General features: G+C 44.9%; 26 protein-coding genes and 2 pseudogenes. 17 read left to right on the plus strand and 11 right to left on the minus strand.

Features of this window, described 5'->3' with window-relative positions; translation table 11 throughout:
- Positions 1 to 970 precede the first annotated feature (970 nt).
- The 4 genes from AHMF7605_RS30320 to AHMF7605_RS28460 all read right to left on the minus strand — a co-directional run bounded on the left by AHMF7605_RS30320 (position 971) and on the right by AHMF7605_RS28460 (position 2223).
- Entirely contained in the window at positions 971 to 1258 is a 288-nt protein-coding gene (locus tag AHMF7605_RS30320; protein WP_199200375.1) for a hypothetical protein, read from the minus strand.
- Positions 1259 to 1337: 79 nt separating this feature from the next.
- Complete coding sequence (locus AHMF7605_RS28455) at positions 1338 to 1841, minus strand: recombinase family protein (RefSeq protein WP_317046585.1); 504 nt, start codon at positions 1839 to 1841, stop codon at positions 1338 to 1340.
- A complete protein-coding gene (locus AHMF7605_RS31025) occupies positions 1822 to 1956 on the minus strand; it encodes a hypothetical protein (RefSeq protein ID WP_317046586.1) in 135 nt (44 codons plus the stop codon). Before AHMF7605_RS31025 ends, AHMF7605_RS28455 begins: the two co-directional genes overlap by 20 nt.
- Before the next feature lie 60 nt (positions 1957 to 2016).
- A complete protein-coding gene (locus AHMF7605_RS28460; protein ID WP_106933663.1) occupies positions 2017 to 2223 on the minus strand; it encodes a hypothetical protein in 207 nt (68 codons plus the stop codon).
- A gap of 282 nt (positions 2224 to 2505) precedes the next feature.
- Between AHMF7605_RS28460 and AHMF7605_RS28465 the strand changes: the two genes are divergently transcribed.
- The 9 genes and pseudogenes from AHMF7605_RS28465 (at position 2506) to AHMF7605_RS31285 (ending at position 6149) form a co-directional block, all read left to right on the plus strand.
- Positions 2506 to 3144 (plus strand): recombinase family protein, encoded by a 639-nt coding sequence (locus AHMF7605_RS28465; protein ID WP_233219340.1) that lies wholly within the window; start codon positions 2506 to 2508, stop codon positions 3142 to 3144.
- A gap of 396 nt (positions 3145 to 3540) precedes the next feature.
- A complete protein-coding gene (locus AHMF7605_RS30325; RefSeq protein WP_199200376.1) occupies positions 3541 to 3759 on the plus strand; it encodes a hypothetical protein in 219 nt (72 codons plus the stop codon).
- Between the two features lie 39 nt (positions 3760 to 3798).
- Positions 3799 to 3897 (plus strand): annotated as a pseudogene (locus tag AHMF7605_RS31235) (type II toxin-antitoxin system HigB family toxin); the annotation flags it as partial.
- Positions 3898 to 4067: 170 nt separating this feature from the next.
- A complete protein-coding gene (locus AHMF7605_RS28480) occupies positions 4068 to 4325 on the plus strand; it encodes a helix-turn-helix domain-containing protein (protein WP_106933664.1) in 258 nt (85 codons plus the stop codon).
- Positions 4326 to 4583: 258 nt separating this feature from the next.
- Positions 4584 to 4778, plus strand: coding sequence for a hypothetical protein (locus AHMF7605_RS29550; protein ID WP_146153697.1), 195 nt, complete (start codon positions 4584 to 4586; stop codon positions 4776 to 4778).
- Positions 4778 to 4984 (plus strand): transposase, encoded by a 207-nt coding sequence (locus AHMF7605_RS28485; RefSeq protein WP_106933665.1) that lies wholly within the window; start codon positions 4778 to 4780, stop codon positions 4982 to 4984. Before AHMF7605_RS29550 ends, AHMF7605_RS28485 begins: the two co-directional genes overlap by 1 nt.
- Before the next feature lie 358 nt (positions 4985 to 5342).
- Positions 5343 to 5546, plus strand: a complete 204-nt coding sequence (locus AHMF7605_RS29555; protein WP_146153698.1) for a hypothetical protein — start codon at positions 5343 to 5345, stop codon at positions 5544 to 5546.
- A gap of 14 nt (positions 5547 to 5560) precedes the next feature.
- Positions 5561 to 5845, plus strand: coding sequence for a transposase (locus tag AHMF7605_RS28490; protein ID WP_158267655.1), 285 nt, complete (start codon positions 5561 to 5563; stop codon positions 5843 to 5845).
- Positions 5745 to 6149 (plus strand): hypothetical protein, encoded by a 405-nt coding sequence (locus AHMF7605_RS31285; protein ID WP_449369334.1) that lies wholly within the window; start codon positions 5745 to 5747, stop codon positions 6147 to 6149. Before AHMF7605_RS28490 ends, AHMF7605_RS31285 begins: the two co-directional genes overlap by 101 nt.
- Positions 6150 to 6298: 149 nt before the next feature.
- Here AHMF7605_RS31285 and AHMF7605_RS28500 read toward each other — a convergent pair whose 3' ends face one another.
- The 5 genes and pseudogenes from AHMF7605_RS28500 to AHMF7605_RS28520 form a co-directional block, all read right to left on the minus strand.
- Entirely contained in the window at positions 6299 to 6580 is a 282-nt protein-coding gene (locus tag AHMF7605_RS28500) for a sensor histidine kinase (protein WP_106933667.1), read from the minus strand.
- A gap of 101 nt (positions 6581 to 6681) precedes the next feature.
- Complete coding sequence (locus AHMF7605_RS28505) at positions 6682 to 7731, minus strand: PAS domain-containing protein (protein WP_146153699.1); 1050 nt, start codon at positions 7729 to 7731, stop codon at positions 6682 to 6684.
- Positions 7668 to 7889 (minus strand): hypothetical protein, encoded by a 222-nt coding sequence (locus tag AHMF7605_RS28510; RefSeq protein WP_106933669.1) that lies wholly within the window; start codon positions 7887 to 7889, stop codon positions 7668 to 7670. Before AHMF7605_RS28510 ends, AHMF7605_RS28505 begins: the two co-directional genes overlap by 64 nt.
- Positions 7890 to 7991: 102 nt before the next feature.
- A complete protein-coding gene (locus tag AHMF7605_RS28515) occupies positions 7992 to 11048 on the minus strand; it encodes a CheR family methyltransferase (RefSeq protein ID WP_106933670.1) in 3057 nt (1018 codons plus the stop codon).
- 73 nt (positions 11049 to 11121) lie between these two features.
- Positions 11122 to 12146 (minus strand): annotated as a pseudogene (locus tag AHMF7605_RS28520) (chemotaxis protein CheB).
- A 296-nt stretch (positions 12147 to 12442) separates the two neighbouring features.
- Between AHMF7605_RS28520 and AHMF7605_RS28525 the strand changes: the two are divergent.
- The gene (locus tag AHMF7605_RS28525) at positions 12443 to 12652 is read left to right on the plus strand and encodes a hypothetical protein (RefSeq protein WP_146153700.1); all 210 of its coding nucleotides are present in this window, start codon (positions 12443 to 12445) and stop codon (positions 12650 to 12652) included.
- Between the two features lie 27 nt (positions 12653 to 12679).
- Here AHMF7605_RS28525 and AHMF7605_RS30030 read toward each other — a convergent pair whose 3' ends face one another.
- Positions 12680 to 12841, minus strand: a complete 162-nt coding sequence (locus AHMF7605_RS30030) for a hypothetical protein (RefSeq protein ID WP_158267656.1) — start codon at positions 12839 to 12841, stop codon at positions 12680 to 12682.
- 510 nt (positions 12842 to 13351) lie between these two features.
- On the opposite strand from AHMF7605_RS30030, the gene AHMF7605_RS28535 reads away from it, so the two are divergent.
- From AHMF7605_RS28535 to AHMF7605_RS28565, 6 genes are all read left to right on the plus strand, one after another.
- Positions 13352 to 13570 (plus strand): hypothetical protein, encoded by a 219-nt coding sequence (locus tag AHMF7605_RS28535; RefSeq protein ID WP_106933673.1) that lies wholly within the window; start codon positions 13352 to 13354, stop codon positions 13568 to 13570.
- Positions 13571 to 13630: 60 nt separating this feature from the next.
- Entirely contained in the window at positions 13631 to 14041 is a 411-nt protein-coding gene (locus AHMF7605_RS28540) for a BLUF domain-containing protein (protein WP_158267657.1), read from the plus strand.
- A 121-nt stretch (positions 14042 to 14162) separates the two neighbouring features.
- Complete coding sequence (locus AHMF7605_RS28545) at positions 14163 to 14459, plus strand: hypothetical protein (protein WP_106933675.1); 297 nt, start codon at positions 14163 to 14165, stop codon at positions 14457 to 14459.
- Between the two features lie 20 nt (positions 14460 to 14479).
- Complete coding sequence (locus tag AHMF7605_RS28550; protein ID WP_106933676.1) at positions 14480 to 14965, plus strand: hypothetical protein; 486 nt, start codon at positions 14480 to 14482, stop codon at positions 14963 to 14965.
- A 1209-nt stretch (positions 14966 to 16174) separates the two neighbouring features.
- Positions 16175 to 16420 carry a hypothetical protein gene (locus AHMF7605_RS28560; protein WP_106933678.1) on the plus strand — a complete coding sequence of 82 codons (246 nt, stop codon included), beginning with the start codon at positions 16175 to 16177 and terminating at the stop codon, positions 16418 to 16420.
- 24 nt (positions 16421 to 16444) lie between these two features.
- Entirely contained in the window at positions 16445 to 16711 is a 267-nt protein-coding gene (locus tag AHMF7605_RS28565) for a hypothetical protein (RefSeq protein WP_106933679.1), read from the plus strand.
- Positions 16712 to 17154: 443 nt separating this feature from the next.
- On the opposite strand, the gene AHMF7605_RS28570 is transcribed toward AHMF7605_RS28565, so the two are convergent.
- A complete protein-coding gene (locus AHMF7605_RS28570) occupies positions 17155 to 17508 on the minus strand; it encodes an MliC family protein (protein WP_158267658.1) in 354 nt (117 codons plus the stop codon).
- Positions 17509 to 17617: 109 nt separating this feature from the next.
- On the opposite strand from AHMF7605_RS28570, the gene AHMF7605_RS28575 reads away from it, so the two are divergent.
- Positions 17618 to 21550 (plus strand): hybrid sensor histidine kinase/response regulator transcription factor, encoded by a 3933-nt coding sequence (locus tag AHMF7605_RS28575; RefSeq protein WP_106933681.1) that lies wholly within the window; start codon positions 17618 to 17620, stop codon positions 21548 to 21550.
- Positions 21551 to 21587 lie beyond the last annotated feature (37 nt).

Here is a 21587-nt window from a genome sequence, read left to right on the forward strand (position 1 = left end):
AGTGATTTTGTAGGAGTAGTATACCAATCGTATGACAAAGCTGGCAAATGGAAAGCTAAATTAGTCCGAGAATTGAAAACAGCAGGTTTCAAAATTCCCACTAAATTTTCTGATAGAATTTAAATACATATACCACTAGTTTAAGCTTCTAAGCACTGATAAGTATAAAGCTTTAAAGTATTTTACAAATCTACGACGTTCGTTATTGGTAGGTGAAATTGTTCTTGTCCCATAATCGCGAATGAATAAACGAGCTTTACAGAGGCAGGAAATTCTATGGTTTCTTTCAGCTAATAGACTGAGAGGCTTTAATATAAAGTAGTAGTAAAACTTGTATTTTTAATATACGTACACTACTTTTGTAATGCTCTGGTACCCGAACACCTAAGTTCCACTTAGGAAGCTGACGTAGGGATATCAGAGCTTATTTTTTTTATTCCCTTTAAACATAGTCTCATCTATTTCATAATCTCTACTTATAAATCTCCAATGCCTGTAGGGACCATTCCAGGTATCACTATCAGAATCTCTTCCTGTTGAAATCCCAATATTAAATCTGGGTTTAATTTGGCAGATGCGATGTAGATGTGTTTATATAATTTTTCCTTTGCAATAGTTCTTTTTCCTCTTCTATGTTTCCCGGAGGTATCTCTTTATGTTTATCATTTAAACGAAAAACCATTGCGCCCAATAAAATGTCCAGACATTGCATTATTACATTTCTTAGAATCAACTTCAGAGATATAATCTCTCTTAATTATGATATTTTTTTCTTTAAAAGAAGGCGTATCCTGAAGCTGATGTACATAATTCTTAAAAATATCACACTTCTCCTTAGTCTCTGGAAGAAGATCAAAATAAAGCCTTAAGTAGATTGGGCCATCTTTATCGTTGCAATATTGCAATCCAAAAGAATGTTTTATTAATTGATAATAGAGAATAAAGAATTCGTCTTCTTTGTGTTGATCTGTTAACCCAACTGGGAATAACCATTTTGGGTGAATAAGATCCGGATCTTGACTTTATTTTTTACAATAAGGTCAAAGAACTTATCCATTACGGCTAGGTATTTACTTAAATAATTTTCAGTGACTTTTTGCCATTTTAGCTCGTTGAAAAGATTATTCTCCTGGAACACCATCCTAAGAGTATGTTCAATATCTTCTTTATCTGGACCCTTAACTAAAGCAGCTCCATAAAAGTTTGAAAAATGCTTTCCTTTCTTATCTGATTCATCACAATAAATATGATACTCCATCTATAACTCTTGATTTCTACGCGCAGTTAAAACTATATAAAGATACTATTTCTTATTTATAGGCCAGTTATCTTATATATTAAAGCATGACTAATATTAAGATGGTTAAACTTTTTAAGCGTTCAAATATCCGTTGTACTTGAATTGCCTGAAATCTGCCACCACGACTAGCTCTGAAGCCAGCTTCATTAAGCTTTTCAGCAATAGCTACCCAATTTAGTCCCTGTGCCCGGTAGAGATTCACCATGGCAGCGGCCCGCTTGTTGTTTTCGTTAGTCACTGCTTTTTGTCGCATCACCTGAGCACCGGCTACCCGGTTCTGGTAGGTTAGGTTTTCCGGCTTACCTAATTTTACACCCTGAGCAATCTTAACTTGGAGAGCTGCTTTGGTCCGGCTACTGATGAGCTCCCGTTCGTGTTGGCTAACACCAAATATTCCAATAGTTAAAGTATTGGCATCCGGCATATCAGCACAGACAAAATCAACCCCGCTATCCTTCAAGGTAAAAATAAAAGAAGCGTTACGGCTAAGTCGATCCAGTTTGGCAATAACTAAAGTGTCTTTAATTTCCGGCCTGCTCAATGGCGGCGATCAGCTGAGGCCGGTTGTTCTTTTTCCCGCTCTCTACTTCGATGTATTCACTGGTAATCTTCTCTCCTTTCAGGAAAGCAGCAACAGCATACTGCTGAGCTTCCAAGCCCAATCCACTTGCCCTTGCTTAGCAGTACTAACCCGGTAATAGGCTATATATTTTTTATTACCCATAGTTTTCTGATTGCAAGTATTGAATTATCCCATCTAGCTTATAAAGCAGTTCCTGGGTAGTGATACTAATAACCCCTTGTTGCTTTTCTGCTTCCAACTTCCCGAGCAAACAATAATGAAGGTGTTTAATTTCTGCTAAATCCAGAGATGCATTAAATTTGATATCCTTGTCGCCTGGTTGGATGTAGTAGAAATTCATAAGATCCGGAATATATATAGGATAAAAGTACGCTATTTAACTCATTTTACAAATCATAAACGCTCGTTTATGATTTGTAAAACTAGTAATTTCTCCTTATTTTTAGTTCAAGATGGAGAAAAAGTATGTTGCTTATTACCGGGTAAGTACTGCCAAGCAAGGAGCCTCGGATTAGGCCTGGAGGCGCAACAATACGCCGTGGCTAGTTTTTGAAAGGACAAAAAGATTACCAGTGAATACGTCGAAGTAGAAAGTGGTAAGAAAAACAACCGGCCGCAACTGATCGCGGCCATTGAACAGGCCCGAAAAATTAAAGCTACTTTAGTTATTGCCAAACTGGATCGGCTCAGCCGGAACGCTTCTTTCATTTTTACTTTGAAGGATAGCGGGGTTGATTTCGTTTGTGCCGATATGCCCGATGCGAATACTTTAACGATTGGCATCTTCGCGGTACTGGCCCAGCACGAACGGGAGTTGATCAGCAGCCGAACCAAGGCCGCACTCCAAGCGAAGATTGCCCAGGGTGCCAAATTAGGGAAACCGGAAAACTTAACCTATCAGGATCGGGTTGCTGGCGCTCGGGCATTAAAAGAGAAAGCAAGTACGAACCATAATAATAAAAGAGCGGCCGCCATGATCGAGCTTTACCGTTCCAAAGGTTTGAGTTGGCTGGCCATTGCTGGTAAATTAAATGAAGCTGGCTTCCGAGCTAGCCGGGGTGGGAGTTTCAGGCGGTCCAGGTGCAAAGAATTTATCAACGTATATTACCATCTAGCCGGTCAAATAGCCGGTTGGTATATAAACAAGGAATCTAATGAAAAACCTAATTGTAATTATAAGTGCGCTTTTTATTGGCGCTACTACTTCTGGCCAAATACTAAAGCCGGTACATGGTCTTATGCCGGAAAAAACGGCAAATAAGGAAGGTATTATTTATATGAAAGCCATCATTGAGCCGGGATGGCATATCTATTCCCAACAGGTGGCAAAAGGAGGGCCGGTAAAAACTGGTTTTACTTTCAATCCTTCCAAAGCATATAAGTTGGTGGGTAGTCCCCAAGAACCAAAACCAGTCACTACGTTGAAAAAGTATTCAACATGCAAGTCAGCTATTTTTCTAACTCGGTTATATTCCAGCAAAAGGTTCAATTTACGAATTCTCCGGTAGTAGTTACAGGTAGTATCGAATACATGGCGTGCAACGACCAGAAATGTTTGACTCCGGAAGAGGTAGATTTAGTATCCCCCTTAAATAGGCTATTCTTCAAATTTTCACAACGCATGAAGTTATAAAGGATAAAGAATAGTGATATAAAGTTGTCAATTCGACAACTCGTTGTTATCTTTGTCGTATACGCCAGTAATACCATAGAAGCATCAATGAATGTTATTAGTTATCCAACCATTAAGGCCTACTTTGAACAACACGCTGCTGCTAAAGCTTATTTGTTAGATTGGTATTATACCACTAAAAAAGCCACTTGGAACAATGTAAATGAAATGCGGCAGATTTCCCTAGTGCAGAAATGGTGGTAGATAGCAAAGTTGTTTTCAATATAAAAGGCTAATGATTTTCGCCTAGTTGCTATTGTGTTTTTCCGAGTTAAAAGAGTTCAGGTAATATGGATTGGAACTCACGCGGAGTATGATAAAATAAAAATAAAAGACCTTTAAAAAAGGTTTTTAGAGTACTAAATTGACTTTACAACATCTTAACGCCCTTTTAGAGATGGAAACAAAATTAATTCACAACGAAGCGGAATATCAGGCAGCATTGAAAAGAATCCGGAACTGGAGAGCCGGAGAAAGGAAGCCCGGAAGATGAAGAAGCAGAAATTTTAACCATGCTGCTGGTTAAATTCGAAGAAGAAAATTATCCGGCAGAAGAACTTGATCCTATTGAGTACCTGAAAACCAGAATGGAAGTTTTAGGGTTAGCGCAAAACGACTTAGTGCCCTACTTTGGAAACAAAGGAAACGTTTCCAAGGTGTTAAACCGCAAACGCCCCTTAAGTCTGCAAAACATCAGAGCCTTAAAAAAAGGGCTAGGATTGTCTGCTGATGTTCTAATATCTGGTTCTGATTATGCGATGTCAGCCTAGTGTGACCTAAATTGATCTCCAAGCCTCTTAGAAATAAGGGGCTTTTTATTATTTATCTTTTTTAGATAAAGCCCCATTCTTCAAACTCATCTCATAAATAAAAAATTAACGATGATTTTTGAGATGGTCTTATGACACACAAATCCAACAAAAAAGACCTGGCAGAACCAAGCCTTTCTCTATATCATTTTTCCGTCGTGGCTGTTGCACAACTACCTGATTAATGGTAGCCGTTAAGAAGTTACCAATTAATCTTTGATGTTATGCAAGGCAGAAGGTATTTGCCGAGGAGAAGGGCTGCTCTTCTCCCTCTCGGCGCACGTGCCGGAACACACTTTACCGACGGTTGAAACAAGAGGTGGATCTGGATTTTCTCTACGAACTACCCAGCCCTATTTCGGGCGTTGTGGCCAACAGTCGATTGACCCGGTAGTTTCTTTAAGCTCTGCTTAGTGGTACCTGGAGAATATGTCTCGGACCGCCAGCTTATCGAACATTGCAGCCTGCGACTGGACCTGCTTTACTTTCTGGACTATCACTTAGACGAGCCCTTGCCCTGGCACTCCCCGGTGAGTCGTGCCCGTCAGCTCTATCCCGAGGCCCTGTTTGAATCGTTGTTTGATAAAGTTTTCGCTTGTGTGTCGAGAAAGGCATGGTAGTCGGTCGTAGGCAGGCCATCGACTCGCACCGGTCAAGGCTAATGCTTCCATGGACAGCCTGCTTCTAAAGCAACCGGCTGGGTCTGCGAAAATGTATGTGATCAGATAACATAGAGAATAGTTCAGCCGCCGAAGAGTCAAATAAAATAAAAACAGCAAACCAGAGCAATTTATTTCTGCTCCCGAGCATCAATTAAGAAAGCTGAAAAAGCACCAAGATCAGCTAAAAGAATCTCCTAAAGGTTTGGGAGGCAATTACGAGAAGGCCCGGCTGGTAAGTAATAAAACTCACTATAGTCCTACTGATGGGGATGCCGTATATCGGTCAAACAGGTAAGGCTAGAAAGCTCAATTATCATTGCAGTCTGGCGGTAGATACAGCCAAGGCGTCATCAGCCATGTGCAGGCCGACTTGGCGGATGGTAGAGATAGCCAGTATCTGCCCGCTATTACCTTAAATTGCACGGCGGTTATAGACAATGAGCTGCTTCTACAGGAGTTGTTGGCCGATAGTGGGTATTCTAATGGAAGCAACTACTCCTTTTTAGAGCAAAGAAGATAATCGGCTGGATACCCGTGTTTGGCCAGTACAAACCGGAAATTGAAGGCTTCCCTTACAATCAACAGCAGGACCAGTTCACCTGTCCGGCCGGTAAAATACTCTCCTTTAAAACCGTTGACACCAATGCGGAGGGAGGATTACTAAAAATCTACCGGGCTACCTACCAGGACTGCAAACAGTGTCCTTTGAAATCCTCTTGTGTTCCTAAAAGCCCATGCCGACAAATTACCCGCACCGCTTACGACCCAGAGTATCGGCGGGCACAGGCAAGGCAGCAAAGCAGAAAGGGAAGCGGATGAAGCGGCTTCGGCAAAGCACCGTGGAGCCCGTCTTCGGCAGCTTAATTCATTATTATGGGCTACGGCAAATAGGGGTGCGAGGCAAAGCCGGGCGCACAAGGTGATGTTACTGGCCGCTACTGCCTTCAACCTGAAAAAATATATGAAGTTCAAGCCAGTGAAAGTAGTAAGCCAAGCCCTTGCACTGGTTAAAGAGCAGCAAAATGTCTTTGCTAGCTATTTTATCGCTTTTACTACCCTCTTTACAACCAGGAAAGTACTCCCGGGTGCAATAAGTTCAGACCGTGAAATCAGTCAGGCTTAAAACAAAGTTGTGCAACAGCCACCGTCCTTTTACGAGACAAAGTTTGTCATGACTCATCCTGAAAAACGTCGACCTATGACCAAGATAGTCTGGACATACCCAAATAAATTCTATAAACTTAATTATACTGGTAATTGGAATTTGGACAGTTATCTGGGTACCTTTACCGCCGGCGGAGTGTTTATGGCAAAGGTACCATTCAATAGTTTTATCCGATCCTGAATAGTACGAAGCCCAATACCACTCTTTTTACCAGGTTCTGGGTTTATTCCTTTGCCATTATCGCGTACTTTCAGGATTAATTCGCCCTCTTCCTGCATTAGCAGAATATCAACACTAGTCGCCTCGGCGTGTTTGGTTACGTTGGTTAGCAATTCCTGGCAGATGCGGTACATAGCCAGTTCCAGGTAAGATTCCAGCGGGTATTCCATTTCCTCCGCATCGCAATTTACCTCGATTGAACTCTGTCTGTATTGTTTGCATAAATCCTCTACCGCTCTGGTCAAGCCGAAATCCTTTAGTACAATTGGCACTAACTCGTGCGATACCCTCCTGGTTTCCTGAATAGCTTCATCCAGTAGTTTTTGGTAATTTTTATTATATCGGATGACACGTGCGGAGCCACCTGGTCCAGATTCAGTTTCGTGGCGTACAACAGCTGACCTACCCCGTTGTGTAAAGATTCGGAAATCCGGCTACGCTCTTCTTCCTGAGCAGCCAGAATACCCAGCAACAAGGCTTTTTGCTGATTCAGCCGCATCTGCAGGTTTTCTTCTTCCAGGCGTTTTACTTCCGAAATATCCAGATCAATGCCTAATACTTTAAGGGGTTCTCCTTGTTCGTTGCGCAGCACCACGGCTTTAATCCGGAAGGTAAGTACCTGGCCGCTTACCCGCAGGCGCAGCGTTTCCTCTAAGGGTTCATGTTTTTCCCGCAAATGATTTACCACCCGCTGCGCAATAGGTTGATCTTCTTCTATTACGTATTCCAGGTAGGTTTCCGGGTTTACCGGGCTGCCTACTGGCAGATTAAACAAGCGGTACATGCCTTCACTCCAGCCAAAGGTGCCGGCCGCAACATCGTACTCCCAACTACCTATGCGCGCTACTTCTTCGGATTGCTGCAACAGCATTAAGCTTTGTAATCGTACCGCTTCGGCTTTCTTAAAGGGAGTAATATCCTTCGTAGTAAGGATGACCCCATTGTGATGCTTTACTAAGGTAAGATAAAACCAGTTATCCGGAAACGGCTCATAAGAATAGTATTGCTCCTGCTCATAAGCCACGCCGCTTTCCACCACTTGTACCATCCGGTCAAAAACACCGGATAAAACAATCCCGGGGCTTTGCTGGCGCACACTTTTGCCCACTACCTCGCCTAATTGCTCTATGGCCTGGCGATTGTTCATTCGCCAGGTAAAGTCTATGATGGTGCCGGTGACATCCCGAACAGCATCAAAGACCTGAATGACATCCAGCGAACTGTCCATGACGGATTGCAGGAATTGCCGGCCCTGAATTATCTCCAGCTCCGCTTTTCGTATCTGGGTAATATCCCGGGCAATAGCCAATACTGTTTCCACTTTACCAGCAGCATTTTTTCCGGCGAAATACGCGAATAAAAGTACCCCTCGCCGTCTGGGGTGGGTAAAGGATTAAAGTGTTCTACTGGTTTGCCGTCTTCAAATGCCTTCTGCAAGCTATCCATGTAAGGCAGGGCTATTTCCTCGGGCAGCCCCATGTCGCTAGGAGTTTTACCCAGTAAGTGCTCTATACTAAGGCCGGTTTTGCTCTCGTATTCGGGTTGGCAAATACCAGCTTGGAATCTTTATCCCATCGGTTATCACATCCGGGTATTTTCAACTAAAGTAAAATATTGGTCCCGGCTGGTTTTTAACTCTGCCGTGCGCTGCTGCACCTCGTCTTCCAGTTGGGTCCGGTACTTTTCTTCCGCCATGCGCAAGGCCTCTTCCACTTGCTTCTGCTCCGTCAGGTCCCGCATAATCTTTACGAAGCCAATGGTGTTATCCTGTTCATCCCGCAACGGCCGGGTAATACCCGAAGCCCAGAACCGGGAACCATCTTGGCGCCGGTGCCAGCGCTCATCCTCCGCCCGTCCTTCTTTCTCCGCCGTCTGTGTTTCCCATTCCGGCGCTTTGTTTTCGCGGTCTTCCGGTACAAAAATAAGGTCGCCTGATTTTCCTATAATCTCCGCTTCGGTATAACCCAGCAGTATTTGGGCCCCACTACTCCAACTAACTACCCGTCTCTGCGTATCGAGAGAAAGGATAGCGTAGTCCTTCGCACTCTCTATTATCAACCGTAAGCGTTGTTCCGACTGCAACAACGCTTTCTCGGCCTGTTTGCGGAGGGTTACATCAAAAAAGGTGATCACAATGCCGTTAATCCGGTCCTCAGTGGTACGGTAGGGTAATATCCGCATCATGAAAGCCCGTTGGTCCGTGGTGGTTACTTCCCGTTCCAGAAGGGTGAGCTTCTCCAGGACGGTTTCCACGTCCGCTAGTAAATGGTCATAATCCAGGCGGTGGGTAATATCCGAAATAGGTCGGCCGTAGTCCGAGGGGATTAAATTAAAAATTTGCCGCGCCGCTGGGGTGTATAACCTCGTGCAGAAAGCACGGTCCAGGAAAATGGTAGCGACTTCGGTCGAATTAATCAAATTTTGTAAATTGTTACTGGTAATAACGGTTTCCTCAATTTTTACCTTGAGTTCCTGGTTTACCGTGCGCAGCTCTTCGTTAATCGATTGCAATTCTTCCTTACTGGTTTCCAGCTCTTCCGCGGCCGAGCGCAACTCTTCGTTTATGGCCTGCAATTCCTCGTTCGAGGCTTTTAACTCCTCGGCCTGGTATTCGTACTGTTCCGCTGAAAGTCTTAACTGAGCTTTTATCTGGATCAGCTCTTCTTCCAGTTGCCGGGCGATGGGCTCCTCGACAGTTGTAATTACTTTTTCATTGCTTGTTTCCTGCTCCGGTTCATTTGATTCAAAAATTACCAGGACGAACCCTTTCGCCGGATCGCCTTCTTTGGTAACCGGTTTTACCTGAATGTTTACCGACTGGCGTTCCCCATGCTGACCCCAGACTATATTGCGAACTTCCAGGACGGTTTGGCGTTGTATGGCTTGGTAAAGGATCGAGCGAAGTTCCATGCGTAACTCGGGCCGGATTAGCTGGAGCAGGTTCTTAGTGGGCTCGCCGCCGGATAATTCCAGAAACCGGCCTACTTTCTCGGACATATGCAGGATCTCGTAATCTTCATTTACCACCAACGAGGGCGGTGCGTATTGCTCGAGCAGTTTCTGATGCAACTCCCCGAAAGAAATGCGGCCGGTTGGAGAGCTTTCCGGCTCCTTCGCCTTGCGGATCATTAATGGCGGGGGTATTAAGTTAGGAACCGATTCGGGCACGGGGTATTTGCGCAAGGCCACTTGCCGGGACCGGAAGATCCGATTCTCCCGGCTTACCGTAGCGTACAGATCGCTGGCGCCATCCACGGATTCGGCCGAACCCAGGAACAGGTAACCACCCGGTTTTAAAGCAAAATGAAACGTTTCCATGACCCGTTCCTGGGCCGTGCTATTCAAGTAAATCAGTACGTTGCGGCAGGTTACCAAGTCCAGGCGCGAAAAAGACGGATCTTTTAAAAAATTGTGCTGGGCAAAAAGAATCATTTCCCGGATCTCGCGGATGACGCGGTAGTGATCCCCTTCTTTGGTAAAAAAGCGCTTCAGCCGTTCGGCGGAAACATCGGCAGCATCGTTGAGCGTGTAAATACCTTCACGAGCGGTGCCAATAGCGGCCGCATCTAGGTCCGTGGCAAATATTTGTACTTTCGGCGCATCTACTACATCTAGGGTTCTTTCCGCCACCAGCATGGCCAACGAATAAGCTTCTTCCCCCGTGGCACAACCGGCTACCCATATTCTTATCTCGTCTTCCGATCTTTTATCTTGAAAGATGACCGGTAAAATATCTTGTTCCAGGGCGGCAAAAGGCTTTTTATCCCGGAAGAAATTAGTAACTGAAATTAAAAGGTCTTTTAGTAAAGCCTGGCTTTCCTCGATATTCTGCTGCAAAAAAGCGGCGTAACTCGGCAGGTCGGGCAGGTCTCGCACGTTAATGCGGCGTTCAATCCGGCGCAGCAAGGTTGCCCGCTTGTAATTAGAAAAGTCATGACCGGTGCGCAAGCGCAATTGGGCAAATATTTCGCGCAAAGCCTGTTGGTGTTGCTCCGGCCGCTGCTCCGCGACTAGGGCAATTTCCACGGTGCCCAGACTATCCCGGTAGGCCACGATGCGAGCCGGGATTTCGGCCACCGGCAGCACGTCATCAATCAGCTCAGTAGCAATGGCGTTGCGGGGCATTTCGTTAAATTCGGCCTCGCGGGGGTTTTGTACATAAGCCGCCCCGCCCCTTTCTTTTACCCGTTTTAAGCCCATGGAGCCGTTGGCTCCGGTGCCGGATAAAATAACACTCACCGCTCGGGGGCCGTGCGAATCAGCCAGGTTCCGGAAAAATATATCCACCGGCGCCCGCCTTTCTTCCAGGTGCAGGTTAACCGATGGCGCAATGAAGCCCTCTTCTATAATCAGGTGCTGATTGGGAGGCACCACGTAAATGTGATCCGGCTTAATTTCTACTTTTTCCCGAACCTGTGCCACCGGGATGGTGGTTACCGCCTGAAGTACCTCCGCCAGTTGGCTATCATGATCGGGGGAAAGGTGCAGAATAACCACATACGCCATCCGGGAATCTTCGGGCACGTGCGCAAAGAACTCTCGTAACGCTTGAACACCGCCCGCCGAAGCGCCTAAACCCACAATTAGAAAGTCGTGCGGCTTTTCGGTGAGAAAATCATAAAATTTATTTGATCCCATGATACCCTTTTTTTACTCCCACCCGGAAGGGAGGACTTAATCTTTTAAAATTAAATCTCTTGTTCTCTCAATATTATTCGCCACTCGTTTCTGCCGCTGCTTGTTGGCGGATACTATTGGTGGTTAATTGCTCGTGGTTAAAAACCGATTGCCGGACAATTTCGGCCCGGCTTTCGGCTTCTTTGGCTTTTTTAAAATACATGGCGGCCAGTTTTGGTTGGTTTTTTTCCGCATAGTGGTCGCCCAGGTTGTTGAGCAAAATGATACTTTCCTCTACTCCCCGGATAGCACTCCATAAAGTGTCTTCAATTTTTTCGGTAATAGTGGTTAAAAGGCTATCGGCCGAATACGCGTGCCCGGTGTGGCACCGATAGCGGGCTATATCCCCATCTTTAATGGTAAATAGTACTCCATGACATTCCGGACAGGCATAAGGCGAGGGCTGGCCTACATCCAAAATACCCTTTTCCAGGGCATGGTCCTGAGAGGCGATGCGCACTTCCATCGCCGTCTTTTTTTGCTCTTCCATCCTAATTTCTTTATCTCCTTCGGTTGTTTGGGCGATTAGTTTCACCAGCAGGGCAGCCATTTCGGCAATGGGCAAACAATAATCTACTTCCACAGCCGCTAAAGCATGTTTGGGCATAGAGGACACTTGTGCCTCGGCCGGTTCCTGCACGATAGCAATACCACCCCGGCTTTTTATCGTCCATAACCCAGCCGTACCATCATCTAAGGCGCCGGACAGAATAATACCAATCACCCGAGACCCGTAGATATAGGCGGCTGAACGAAATAAAGGGTCTACCGCCGGCCGAAAACGGTTTTCTTTCGGCCCTCGCGTTATCCGGACCACGCCCTTCTCCAGCAGCAGGTGCCGGTCGGGGGCGCTACATAAATCCGGTTATTAGCGATAGGTTCGTTATCAATGGCGTTGGTGGCCAACAACGTTTTTTGGCGGTTTATTACTTGTGGTAATATGCCCGTTACATCCGGCGACATATGCCAGACGATGAAGATAGCGGCCTCCAGATCGGCGGGCAACGCGGCCGTCAGTTGCTTAATGGCCTCAAAACCGCCCGCCGAGGCACCAATCACAATAATATTTCTTTTACCCAAAATCAGAATTTTATAACCAAGCGCTAAACAAAGTCATTATTTAGTTCTCCTTAGTTCTTGTTGGTAGTCCAGCAGATGGCCTATTAGTTTTACTAAGATAAATAAAAAAAGCTATTTAGGTCAAAAAGGACTATTTAAAAGTGAAAAGGTAGCTAAGCTAAACATTTTCAGAACGATAAGAAATTAAAAATACTGGTTTATACGTTCACTTTTAGGTGTTTATCGGGATAAGATTCAATGCAATTACTATTAAATTGCTAATAAAAATTTGGGTTATGGCGAGACTATTAGATTTTAATGCGGATAACCTGGTGGTTGAAAAATTAGATAAGCAGCAAGCTCAAGAGGCCCTTTTCTATCTGGATGTTTTGTTGGAACAGAGCGGAGAGCCTGAAAGCTCGATGAAGCTTTTAAACTTACAAACAAATATCTTACAGCGTCTCACAATTTTAGGCTCCGGGCAGGAAGACAGCAAACAGTTTTAAGAAGTAATGTCAAATAGAATAATTGATTTAACCCCGGGAGCTTTGACGGTCTATTTTATTTAAAGCCATTAACTTATTAATTAGATCTACTTTTAAGACGCAGTCTTGAATGACTTGATTAGTATCCGTTACGGCTGCCCGATGGTAGTCCAGGTAGAGTAGGGCGGCTTCTACCTGGATTCTGGTCATATTCTCGATGCTAATTCCTTGAAAATAACCTGGTTTGAATAGATCCATCACTCTCTAGCGTTCCTGTCCGCGTCTACAAGAATTAAAGTTACCAAGTTCCGCTTTCTCGTATTTTACCGTATTACTCGCTTACATTTACGTATTTACCTCTTTACTATAGTATTAATTCAGGAAATATAAGGCCTTTTTCTAGCTGGCTAATAGAAATAAAATAAGGGCAACCTATTCGCTAACAATTGTTTGTAAAACCAGTACTTATATTTAACCAGAATAAATACCGAGGCAAAAATAATAAAGAAGGAGATTAGTCTGAGGCAAGTGGAATCAAAAAACGCGATGTGGGAGTACTTAAATCTTTTCCCATCTTTCCGTATTTACCGCAATCACTTGATAGATATCGGGTTAACACGTAAAAACACGCGAATAACACGGAAATAACCGCTGTCCAAGAACTCTGCTTTTCGTTTACTTGTATGGCAAGGGTATGACTCCTGCTGAAAGAATAATCGGATGCTTTTTAAGCTAAACTTTGACCAGTACGTTCCGGTACAACACCAACGGACCGAGGCCTATTTCGCTTTCCTAGTCACGGAAAATCAGGACTTTGATGCGGCCGGCGACACGGAAATGTACCGCTGTTATCCGGTATTTGAGGATGGAAGAATAAATACCCAGCTTAGCTATAACTATCCGAAGAATGAACTACAAACGATTCTTTTGGTGCTCTAATAGCTTGCTGTTATCAGGTTTTATCGTGTTTCGTGTTTATTAATGCTAAGATCTCAGGTTATGCACCATATCATGTACATCAGTACGGCCCTGGTAATCGTCCAGGAAGCAGAACTCCAAGAAATGTTAATCCAATATCGCCGTAATAACCTAAGAGATGCCATCACGGGCCTGCTCTTGTACAGTGGGGAGCATTATGTCCAATTGATTGAAGGCGCCGAAGAAGATTTAAGAAGATTATTTGCCAAGATCAGTAAAGACTATCATCATACCAATCTCATCAAATTAGCCGACGGGGCTATTCGCCAGCGTTCGTTTGAGAACTGGAGTATGGGTTTCAGGAGCGTTAACGAACAGGGGCTCGCCAGCCTGCCGGGCTATCTAAATCCTACCCGCACCACCTTGCCCCACCAGCCGGAAGAATCACCGGTCCATGTGCTTCAACAATTCTTGCAGCAGGATTTGGCTTAGGGCCGCTATTAAGGGGACGGCCCGAGCCCATTTCCTACCATTTTAGAAAAGCTAACTTTGAGAGTAGCGGTTCCGGCGTTTAGTTCCCCGGGATGAGATAAAATAATAGATAGTCACTTATATGAAAGAAGTTCTGCAATATTATAACATCCGCTGGTATTGGATCCCGCTTGTTTTTACCCTATTTCTCTTAAATAGGCTAGCTCTGGCGAACTGGCCTATTCTTTCCTTGTCCCCGGTAAGTAACCAGTATCTAAGTAAGGGCGAGCTCGTTCTGGAAATCCTGCTCAAAGGTTCTTTGATGGGATGGCTGCTCTTCTTGCTGCCCAACCACTCTCCTATCTTGGTAAAAGAAAAATTAAGACGCGCTTGGCTGGCGGGTCTGGCCATTTGGTACATTTTGTTTGCGGATATTTAAACGAGGCTGATTCGGGGAAAATGAAAAAATTACGCTTGATTTATAAGCTGTTGACCGGCTTAGAGCAAGAACTACTAGGGGCCGCTCAGCAGTACAACCGGGTTAATCACCGCCTTTTTGCCGAAGCCTGTCACTTGTTAATATATCCCCGCTTTATATCCCAGGAAACAATTATCGCTAGTTACAAGGCCTCGTCTCCAGTAATACCCCAATTTACCATCCAGCTGACCGTTAATAGTTTAGAAGTAACCAGTTGTTTGATTGTGGATCCTTTATTGACGGCAGTTGTCCCGGCTATTATTGAAAGCTGGCCCCCCTTGGTCTTAACGCTGAATGTAACCCAAGATCTGGACGAGTACCAACAGCTCAATAGCCTTTACCAAAGAGTAAAGTATCATATCTGTCTCCATCACTTTACCAGGGAGACAGACCGCTTGGTAATTTTAAGTTTATCTCAGTTTCAGATTTTTACCTTATTACTTCGTAATGCTTTATTTACTGCTTGATAAACCCAAGCTTAGGTTACTATTCCCTACCGAATAGCTTTTACCAACCATCACCTTTTATCAGGCCGTCGTTTAGCAAGTTTGATAATCTATTTACCTGGTAGAGGTACCAGAACAAGGCGAAAATCAGCCAGCGGACCTGCTCCTGCGGCTAGTTCGTCCAAGTAAAACACTTACTATGTAGAAAGTGTTTGGGTACTTTTAAAGGAAAATCAAAATGACTGACACGGGTACCAGACCCTAGAATTCAACCAAGGGAACTAGCATTTTAATGGTCTTATCAGTACCCTCTTTTAACTTGGGACTTTAAGGCTTTGAGCTCCGTTTTAGCGGCTTTTAGTCGTTGCATGGCGGCTTTTTCTCGCTGCCTAGTCTCTTTAAGTTCAGATTCCCGTAAATCTACTATTTCGGCCTGAGACGAAATCCGTGGATCATTATATCCCTTCCCTCTAAAAAGGGATGAGCAGCTAATCATTAGCGGAAATATTAAAATAAATATCCCGGAGGTAAGTTTTACATAATTCAAATTTGTCATCTGTATTCTCAGTAAGGAGTAAAGTCACCAAACACCTAAATGCTTGGTTTCGGTATTACACTCAGTAAAGACTAGAAAAGTAAAGTATCTTTACTGATATAAGTTTACTCCTTTAAGGATGATTGCGTTGCGAAAGCCTCTGCTACCTATTAGTACTTTTCTATATACTTAATCTGAACTCGCGCGCTTTTTACCTTAATTATAACCCCTGTTATGATTTAGCGGACAATACCAGATAAAAACAAATTCCTTCTACCAGCATCCCTCCTATATTTACATCTAATCGGCCTATTCTGATAAGTTGTTTTATGATAAATGGCTTGGTACAATCTTAAAAAAACAGTCGTTTTTGAGGTACGTTGGTCAACGTATTGCCGGATTAGACAGGTCCCACCAGACGTTTTAACCAGTGATTCGCCCACCTATTTAATTCAGAACTTCACTAATCCCGAGCAAGCACTTACCTGGTTAACGGGGCAGCCCTTCCGTGCAGTAGGAAAACCTCTTGACTAAAGCAGAGGGGAGAAGAATTAAAAGCACCCGTTTTCTGAAAACTCATGGTATTAAGTTACTATATTTTTGCAAGAAATACGGATTTTAGGAGAATATAGACAACCAAATACCAATAGGGAGTAAGTATATAACAAGCACTTCAAGCTAGAAGGTAAATAGTTATGAGAACGCTCTTGCATTCGGTGGAACCCTTAACCTGGAATTTATTCCAGCCGCTGGAAACCTTAACCCAAAAGGAGTGTATTCATAACATCTTATTCCTCAAGTACCTGCTCCACAAAGAACCTAATGCCCGGGTCCGGCAGCGAATCCACTACGATCTGGATCAATTAACGGATCACCTGTTACACTTACTCGATCAAGCCGAGATGCCATTCGAGGGAGAAATCCGTCGGCCACTTTTTTGATTCTTTCCATTTGAACTGCTCGCCATGAACTTGGTTACTTTCCATCAAAAAAACATAGAGCAACGAGCTGATTTGGTAAGTCAGAAAGGAATTTACTTAGCTTCCCGGCAGGATGCTCTTTATAGCTATCATTTATTTTATGTCCAAAAATTATTTGTGGAAGTAACTCAAGAAATTCCGGGCAATGACTTAGTCCTGATCCGGGGCTTTATTAATGTTTTTAGCTTATCAGCTTACCTGGACTCAATCGATATTAGCGCTCTGTACCAGGATGGAGACGGACTTTTTTAGCGGCGCTTCGTTTCCGTAGGTGCGAGAAGGAAGGTCTTTTTAGAAATTTAATTTGCTTTCCAAAATGACTTCTTAATACTTGTTGAATGATCACAAAAGAGGCCACTGTACTGAGCAAAACTACTAACACCACCACCGATAAAGGGACTACTTGAAACAAGACCATACTCTAGCGTACGGGGTCCTATTATAAAAGTCACTGATAGTCAATAATTTATTTTTACGTTTTATTATCTAACGTGCCAAACCAAACACTATAAGATCAGGGAGAAAGAACAAGTATTGGCTTATAAGTTAATTTATGTAAAATGACTTAAATACAATCTCAGAAAAATGGTCGTTTCGCGAGATGTATTTTCAATTTAACCTACCTCAAACAACGTTAACCGTATTGTGTCGTCCTGAAAAATTTGATCATTTAATTACATTACATAGAAGGCGATCTACTTTTGCTTACCTGAATTTGCTGAGACTTTAAATATAGTTACTCCGTCTTTTTGCAGCGTAGAATTACCCTGCCAGTCGGTATAAGTGTACTGGTCATTGGTATATTTTATTCCCGAACCGGTGGGCTGTCCTACTAAGGTAATGGTTTCCCCTTGGTAGAGAATGACCATGGTATTAACGGCATTGTTAAAGGTATAAGGTAGCTCCTCCCCAGTAGCAGATTTTAGTACTCCTTTTATAACTTGCGATGGAGCGGCCTTCCCAGCTTGTTGTGGGGAAGGAGTCGTACAACCAGATAAATAGGTTAAAAATATAGCCAGGAAACTCACTTGACTTATTATCTTTTTCATATACAACTCATTTCCCAAACATCTAACAAAGTTAATCATATTTGCTTTTTTATTATTTCGGGTATAACTTATTCGCGCAATTATTAGTCTTAGAGTAAGCTATTAAGTTATGCGTCCGGAATTAAAATGGTTGCTGCTTTTACTGGGGCTAAACTTATGGGGACTATCCACTTGGGCGCAGTTGAGTAGTCTACCTCCGCCCGAATTAATTACCGACCGGCAAGGCTTACCCCAAGGCTTTGTGCCCGGCATCGTGCAAGACCCGCAAGGATTTATCTGGATGGCTACCCGCGATGGCCTGTGTCGCTATGATGGCAACCGGTTTAAAGTTTTCCGCCCAAAGTTGGACACAAGACCTTCCTCCTGGTTTTCTGATTTAAGATTCTTGCAACTGGATCCGCAAGGAAACATTTGGATTATTTCGGAGCAAGGTGGTATTGCCTTCTTTGATCCCCGCACCGAAGCCTTTACTGATTACTCTCCGCAAATTTTTGGTCAGCAACCCTTCGATGAATTAATAGTGCAACATGCGTACCCAGACCGGCAGAACCGGTTATGGCTGGCCTTTTACGGAAAGGGGTTAATTTGCTTTCATATCCGTACTAGGCAAGTGCAATGGTTTCGGCATCAACCGGAAAACCCAAACTCCCTGGCAAGCAACTGGGTACGCAATATACTGCAAGATACGCAGGGCACTATCTGGATAGCCACCAGTGCAGGGTTAGACCAATTTCAGGAGCAATCCGGGCGTTTTATTCATTATAAGCCGGAATCAGCTACGCCGCTAACGCTTCCGGAAACTGATCTTTATACCCTCTATCAGCGACCAACGGGCGAAATCCTGATCGGTTCGGCAAGTTTTATAACCAAATTTAATCCCAGTAGTGGCCAGGTACGGTCCTACCGCTTGCCTGCTGCTGGGGAGACTCAGTTTGGAATGCGCTTTGCGACCGATAGCAAAAGCGTAATATATTTTAGTCAGCATGACCGGTTATTTCGCTTTACCGACGATGCTGGTCCCCAGTTATTGACCCGATTGACCTTACAAACTGGGAATTGCGCGAGCCTGTTGATTGACCGTTCCGATGTTTTATGGCTAGGTACTGATGGATCGGGCGTACGAAAGTATGACCTGCGGGCAGATGGCTTCCAAACAGCCCGCTACCAGGTTAATTTTCAGACGGATTTATTGACCCAGTGGTTGGGCGTTCCCAGCTCGCTGGTAGTACCGAACGTGCAACATAATAATCCCTATCAATTCCGGTACACCTATGATAAGATGGGATCTCTCTGGATAAACGTTGGCAGTTCTGATTTCTATCATATTAATCTAAACACCCGACAAACCGAAAAAATAAATTTTCCAGTTTCCTTTAAGGAAGCCATCAGTCCAATGGCCACCGATGGCAAAGGGGAGGTCTGGTTGCTACATGAGTACCAACTCTGGAACTATGATCCTGGACAGCAGCAGTGGGTTCTCTCACCCTATCGTCTAGATAAGAAGAGCACCTACGAGATTCTCCAGATGGTGGTGGATGAACAGGCCTTCTGGTTAGCCAGCAGATCCCGCGGGTTATTCCGGCTCGATCGCCAAACGGGACAATTGCATCAGTATGCCTACGAGCCGGATAACCTCACCAGCTTGAGTAATAATGCTTTGTTTTGTTTATCCCAAGATCCTACCGATGCTAATCGCTTATGGATCGGCACCTTTGGCAGTGGCTTATGTGCTTTTGATAAACGCTCTGGTCAGTGCCGACGGATTACCGAGCAGGATGGCTTACCCAATAACGTCATTTATTCGGCTTTGCCCGATGAGCAGGGATATCTATGGCTGGGAACCAATAAAGGGCTTTGCCGCCTGAACCGGAAAACTTTTCAAATGCAGGTCTATACCACCGAAGATGGACTACTGACCAATGAATTTAACCGGTTTCACTACCTGCAGTTGCCTGCTACCGGCCAGATTATCATGGCCGGAGTAGAAGGATTCACGGTTTTCCAACCCTCCCAGTTGCAAGATGATAGCTTTAAACCCAAAGTAGAGCTAACCGAATTACAAATAAACAACCGGGTGGTGGAACCAAGAAAAGATTCCCTCCTGAATCGTCCTATTCATGCGTTGAAGGAGCTTATCTTACCCTATAATCAGAATTTTATCACGGCTAGTTTTGCGGCTTTGCAATATAACCGTCCCGGTAAAAACCAATATCGTTACCAACTAATAGGAATTGATAATGGGTGGGTGAAAAGCCGTGAGCCACAGGCCGTTTATACCGCTTTGCCACCGGGTGAATATTCATTACGGGTAAATGCTTCCAACACTTCCGGACATTGGAGCCCCTACGTACGCCAACTGGCTGTTATCATCAACCCGCCCTGGTGGCGCACCTGGTGGGCCTATCTCTTATACGGATTTTTGGTTAGTGGCATGATCTGGTACGGCTTTCGATTGTACATTAACCGCTTGCGCTTGCAGCAGGCCATTACCTTGCGGCAACAGGAAGCCCGGCAATTACGCGCCCTGGATGAGCTGAAGTCCCGCTTTTTCACCAATATCACCCACGATTTCCGGACCCCTTTAACGCTGATTCTCTCGCCCATACCGGGCTTATTGCAGTACCTGGCCGGAACGCCGTACCAAAAAACACTGGCAACGATGGAGCGGAATGCCGGGCAGTTACTGGGGTTAATCAACCAGGTGCTGGACTTTTCTAAACTGGATGCCCAAATGCTCACGGTGCAGGAGTCACGGGGTAACCTGACCGAATTTGTAGCGCAAACGGTGCAGATATTCCAAGAAGAAGCCAACGCTAAATCTATTGGATTAATCTACCAAAGCGAGGCCACGGGAGATTACTGGTTTGATGCCGGCAAATTAGAGCGCATTCTCTCCAATTTAGTGGCCAATGCTTTAAAGTTTACTCCCACTGATGGACAAATAACGGTTTCCCTCCAAGTGACCGATAGGGTACTTTTAACGGTGGCGGATACGGGTAGGGGGATACCAGCAGAAAAGCTCCCGTCTATATTTGAGCGGTTTTTCCAGGTAAACGGCGATCAAGCGGATAATTCCTCTAAAGGCACGGGAATTGGACTATCCTTAGTGAAAGAACTAGTGGAGCTCCAGCGCGGGCAGATTACCGTGGAAAGTGAGCCCGGAAAAGGAACGGAGTTCCGGGTTTGGCTGCCGCTCCAACCGGCAGCGGAATCAGTACCCGAAAAGGAGGGCGTACTCTTGCCCTCCGACAATGGGCTTACCGCTGTCGTCCAAGCTAGTAACGAGGAACCGCCGCTCATTTTACTGGTAGAAGACAATCCGGAGCTAGCCGATTTTATCCAAGACAGCCTGCCCCAACAGTACCGCATTAGTCGGACTACGAACGGAGCGGAAGGACTCGAGCAAGCCTTCGCCGAGTTACCCGATGTGGTAATCAGTGACGTGATGATGCCGGTGATGGATGGCTATACTTTCTGTCACCAACTCAAGACCGATGAACGCACCAGTCATATTCCGGTTATTCTGCTGACGGCGAAAGCGGCTTTAGACAGCCGCCTGGAAGGACTAACCCATGGGGCCGACGATTACCTGACCAAGCCCTTCCACGTGCCGGAGCTAAACTTACGCATTCATAACCTGCTCGAACGGCAGCGCCGCTACCGGCAATACCTGCAGCAAGAATTAATTCTTCCCACCAATACATCAGATAGCTCCCCTGCTCCTCTGGATCCTTTTCTGGCGAAACTCTACCGGGTAATAGAAGCCAGGCTGGACGATACTTCTTTGGGGGTAGAACAATTGGCCGAGCAACTCCACCTGAGTCGGTCACACCTACACCGCAAGCTCAAAGTGCTGGTGGGATTGCCCCCGGGGGATGTTATCCGCAACTACCGCCTTCAGCGGGCTACCCATTATTTGCGGGAAGGACTGAACAGTTCCGAAACGGCTTATCGGGTAGGATTCGACAGCCCACCTTATTTTGCTAAATGCTTCCGGGAAGTTTACCAAATGAGCCCCGGTGAATTTGCCCGCCGAAGCTAAAAATCCACTCAAAAAAGCACTAAAATCTACTCCGTGC

The sequence above is a fragment of the Adhaeribacter arboris genome (assembly GCF_003023845.1).
GTDB classification, from domain to species: Bacteria; Bacteroidota; Bacteroidia; order Cytophagales; family Hymenobacteraceae; genus Adhaeribacter; species Adhaeribacter arboris.